3 protein-coding genes and 1 pseudogene are annotated in these 3,994 nt (G+C 73.4%); 3 read left to right on the top strand and 1 reads right to left on the bottom strand.

Annotated elements, in window-relative coordinates; translation table 11 throughout:
- Positions 1 to 229: 229 nt before the first annotated feature.
- The 3 genes and pseudogenes from ABD207_RS19760 to ABD207_RS32140 all read left to right on the top strand — a co-directional run.
- Entirely contained in the window at positions 230 to 343 is a 114-nt protein-coding gene (locus ABD207_RS19760) for a DUF4244 domain-containing protein (protein WP_425580756.1), read from the top strand.
- Entirely contained in the window at positions 330 to 704 is a 375-nt protein-coding gene (locus ABD207_RS19755) for a TadE family type IV pilus minor pilin (protein ID WP_344014427.1), read from the top strand. Before ABD207_RS19760 ends, ABD207_RS19755 begins: the two co-directional genes overlap by 14 nt.
- Positions 701 to 1,339, top strand: a pseudogene (locus tag ABD207_RS32140) (Rv3654c family TadE-like protein); the annotation flags it as partial. The gene ABD207_RS19755 and the pseudogene ABD207_RS32140, both read left to right, overlap by 4 nt.
- Positions 1,340 to 1,355: 16 nt before the next feature.
- On the opposite strand, the gene ABD207_RS19745 reads toward ABD207_RS32140, so the two are convergent.
- On the bottom strand, positions 1,356 to 3,902 hold the full coding sequence (locus ABD207_RS19745) for a DEAD/DEAH box helicase (protein WP_344014426.1): 2,547 nt from the start codon (positions 3,900 to 3,902) through the stop codon (positions 1,356 to 1,358).
- Between the last annotated feature and the right edge of the window lie 92 nt (positions 3,903 to 3,994).

Genomic DNA, 3,994 nt, shown 5'->3' with positions numbered 1-3,994 from the left:
CGGAGTTCATGCCCACCACAGCCGAACCAACAGATCACGTTCGGAAAGCGGATGGCTTCTGAGTCCTTACCGGTCCGCGTTTGGCCCCGTGGCGCGATCGATCACCAGGTCTGGCGGAACCTACCGCACTGGCTGTGAGCCGTATGGTCACTTGGCTCTCGGTGTACTTGCCTAATGTGCCTTAACTATTCCTGCGACGCTGACGTGCTCATTCGCTTGACAACCCTAGATAACCACGACGGCGGTGGCGTTCGCCGTGGTGCTCTACAAAGTGGTCACCAGCGGGCCGGTCAGCACGGCACTGCGGAACATCGTGCAGCAGGCACTCGATGGCCGGATGTGACACCGGACGTGACAAGCGCGACCGGGGGTTCGTGACGGCGGAGTCGGCCCTGGTGCTGCCCGTGCTGGTGCTGTTCGCCACGGCGCTGGTGTGGGGGCTGCTGGTGGTGGCGGCGCAGATCCAGTGCGTGGACGCTGCTCGGGCCGGCGCCCGTGCGGCCGCCCGGCAGGACCCGCCGGACGCGGTCGTCGAACTCGCCCGCGAGGCGGCGCCGCCCGGGGCGCAGGTCACGGTGAGCCGGGGCGCGGAGGAGGTACGGGTGGTCGTCGTGGCCAGGCCACGGCTGCTGCGGGGGCTTCCGTTCGACGTACGGGAGGAAGCCGTGGCGGCCGTGGAGGAGACCGTGGGGGCGGGGCCGTGAGGTGCGGTGAGAGGGAAGCCGCGAGGGAAGCGGTCCCGGGCGGAACGGTGAGGTGCCGCTCGTCCGGAGACGGCCGGGGAGGGACGGTGAGGTGCCGCTCGTCCGGAGACGGCCGGGGAGGGACGGCGAGGTGCCGCTCGTCCGGAGACGGCCGGGGAGGGACGGTGAGGTGCCGCTCGTCCGGAGACGGCCGGGGAGGGACGGTGAGGTGCCGCTCGTCCGGAGACGGCCGGGGAGGGACTGCCGGACGCGGTGCGACTCGGGCTCACCGGGGCGGGACGGCCGGACGCGGTACGACTCGAGTTCGCCGGGGCGGGACTGCCGTATGCGCCGGCACCCGAGCCCGCCGGATCGGGGCGGACCGGGGGTCGGCGACCGTGTGGAGCGTCGGGGCGATCGCGGTGCTGTGCGTCGTGTTCGGTGTCGTGCTCGCCCTGGGGCACGCGGTGGTGGTCCGGCACCGTGCGGCCGGGGGCGCGGATCTCGCCGCGCTCGCGGCGGCGGACCACTGGGGCGAGGGCGGCGCGGCGGCCTGCGCCCGCGCCGGCCGGGTGGCCAGGGCGCAGGGCACGCGGCTCGTGCGGTGCACGGTCGAGGGAGAGATCTCGGACGTGTCGGTTGCCGCGGGCCGGGCCCCCTTCGCCGCGGAGGTCAGGGCGAGGGCGGGGCCTGCGACGACGCCCGCGCGTCCCGGGGGCGCCGCCGGTCCCGGCCCTCCGCCTCCTCCGCTCCTCCCGGAGGCGGCGGCCCACCCTCGGCTTGCAGGGGCGTCGCCTTCCCCGCTCCTGGGTTCGGCGCACCCTCCTCCGCTTCCTTCTCCTCGGGCTTCTCCTCCGGGGCCCCTTCCAGCAGCACAGTGAGAAGACGCACCGCGCCCCGTTTGTGCAGCGGATCGTTGCCGTTGCCGCACTTGGGGGACTGGATGCAGGAGGGGCAGCCGGCCTCGCACTCGCAGGAGGCGATGGCCTGGCGGGTGGCGGCGAGCCAGGCGCGGGCGGTGTGGAACGCGCGTTCCGCGAAGCCCGCGCCCCCCGGATGGCCGTCGTAGACGAAGACGGTGGGCAGCAGGGTGTCGGGGTGCAGCGGGACGGAGACGCCGCCGATGTCCCAGCGGTCGCAGGTCGCGAAGAGGGGCAGCATGCCGATCGAGGCGTGCTCGGCGGCGTGCAGGGCGCCGCCGAGGATCTCCGGGTTGATCCGGGCCCGGTCCAGCTGATCCTCGGTGACCGTCCACCACACTGCGCGGGTGCGCAGCGTACGAGGAGGGAGGTCGAGTTTCGTCTCGCCCAGCACTTCACCGGTCATGACCCGCCGGCGCAGGAAGGAGACCACCTGGTTGGTGACCTCGACGGAGCCGAAGCACAGGCGGCCCTCGCCCCAGGGGATCTCGGTGTCCGTCTCCAGCACGGAGACCGACGTGGTGTCGCGGGCGACCGTGGTGTACGGCGGGTCGGCCTGTTCGACGAGGGCGACGGAGTCCTCCAGGTCCAGGGAGCGCACGAGGTAGGTGCGGCCCTGGTGCAGATGGACGGCGCCCTCGTGGACGGTCGTGTGGGCGGCGCCCGCGTCGACCGTGCCGAGCAGTCGCCCGGTGCCGGCCTCGACGACCTGGACGGGCCGGCCGCCCTCGCCGCGGATGCCGGTGAGATCGGCGGCCCGCTCCCTGCGGGTCCAGTGCCAGGCCTTCGTCCTGCGGCGCAGCAGCTTCGCCGCCTCCAGCTGGGGCAGCAGCTCCGCGCTGGTGGGGCCGAAGAGTTCGAGATCGTCGTCCGTCAGCGGCAGTTCCTCGGCCGCCGCGCACAGGTGCGGGGCGAGCACATAGGGGTTGTCGGGGTCGAGGACCGTGGACTCGACGGGCTGGTCGAACAGGGCCTCCGGGTGGTGCACCAGGAAGGTGTCCAGCGGGTCGTCGCGGGCGACCAGCACGGCGAGGGCGCCCTGCCCGGACCGTCCGGCGCGCCCCGCCTGCTGCCACAGCGAGGCACGGGTGCCGGGGTAGCCGGCGATGACCACGGCGTCCAGGCCGGCGATGTCGACGCCGAGCTCCAGGGCGTTGGTCGCGGCGAGGCCGAGGAGTTCGCCGGAGTGCAGGGCGCGTTCCAGGGCGCGGCGCTCCTCGGGGAGGTAGCCGCCCCGGTAGGCGGCGACCCGCCCGGCCAGTGAGCGGTCCACCTCGGCCAGGCGCTCCTGGGCGATCACCGAGATCAGCTCGGCACCGCGCCGGGAGCGGACGAAGGTGACCGAGCGGACGCCCTGCACGGTGAGGTCCGTCAGCAGGTCGGCGGCCTCGGCGGTGGCGGTGCGGCGGACGGGGGCGCCCTTCTCGCCGTGCAGCTCGGTCAGCGGCGGCTCCCAGAGCGCGAACACCAGTTCACCGCGCGGTGAGGCGTCGTCGGACACCTCCACCACCGGCAGCCCGGTGAGCCGGCGGGCGGCCACCGCGGGCTCGGCGGCGGTCGCGGAGGCCAGCAGGAACACGGGAGAGGAGCCGTAACGGGCGCACAGGCGGCGCAGCCGGCGCAGCACCTGGGCGACGTGCGAGCCGAACACGCCCCGGTAGGTGTGGCACTCGTCGATGACCACGTACTTCAGGGCCTTGAGGAAGGAGGACCAGCGGGGGTGGGAGGGCAGCACGCCCCGGTGCAGCATGTCCGGGTTGGTCAGCACGTAGTTGGCGTACTGGCGGATCCACTCGCGTTCCTCGAACGGCGTGTCGCCGTCGTAGACCGCCGCGCGCACCGAATGGCCCAGTGGTTGTGAAAGTTCCTTCACCGACCGGCACTGGTCGGCCGCGAGGGCCTTGGTGGGGGCCAGATAGAGGGCGGTGGCGCCCCGGCCGTTGGGGGCCTCGGCGCCGTCCAGGAGGGTGGACAGCACCGGCACCAGATAGGCCAGGGACTTGCCGGAGGCGGTGCCGGTGGCGACCACGACCGACTCCCCGTCCAGGGCGTGCTCGGCGGCCCGTGCCTGGTGGGCCCAGGGATGGCCGATGCCCGCCGCCTGCACGGCGGCGATCACCTCGGATCGGATCCGGTCCGGCCAGACGGCATGCCGGCCCTCGCGCGGGGGCAAGTGCTCCGTATGAGTGATGCGCGAAGCCCGGCTCGGTCCGGACGCGAGCCGGTCGAGCACCGCACCCGGCTCGGGCCGGGGTGTGGTGCCGGCAGGGGGTCGATCGGATCGGTGATTCTTGGCCATCGGCACCGAGTGTGTCACCGGCGTGACGGACAATGGGCGGTGTGCATCGTGAAAACTGCACGTCGGGTGGGCTGGTGTGCGTAGGTGTCGGG

Source organism: Streptomyces thermospinosisporus (genome assembly GCF_039526425.1).
Taxonomy (GTDB): domain Bacteria; phylum Actinomycetota; class Actinomycetes; order Streptomycetales; family Streptomycetaceae; genus Streptomyces; species Streptomyces thermocarboxydovorans.
The sequence above is the reverse complement of the archived record's forward strand: the minus strand, read 5'-3'. Positions and strand labels throughout refer to the sequence as shown.

What these genes read in the sequence shown, in the direction of transcription:
- ABD207_RS19755 (WP_344014427.1), top strand. Translation starts at nt 330, where the DNA reads ATGGCCGGATGTGACACCGGACGTGACAAGCGCGACCGGGGGTTCGTG.
- ABD207_RS19745 (WP_344014426.1), bottom strand. Translation starts at nt 3,902, where the DNA reads ATGGCCAAGAATCACCGATCCGATCGACCCCCTGCCGGCACCACACCC.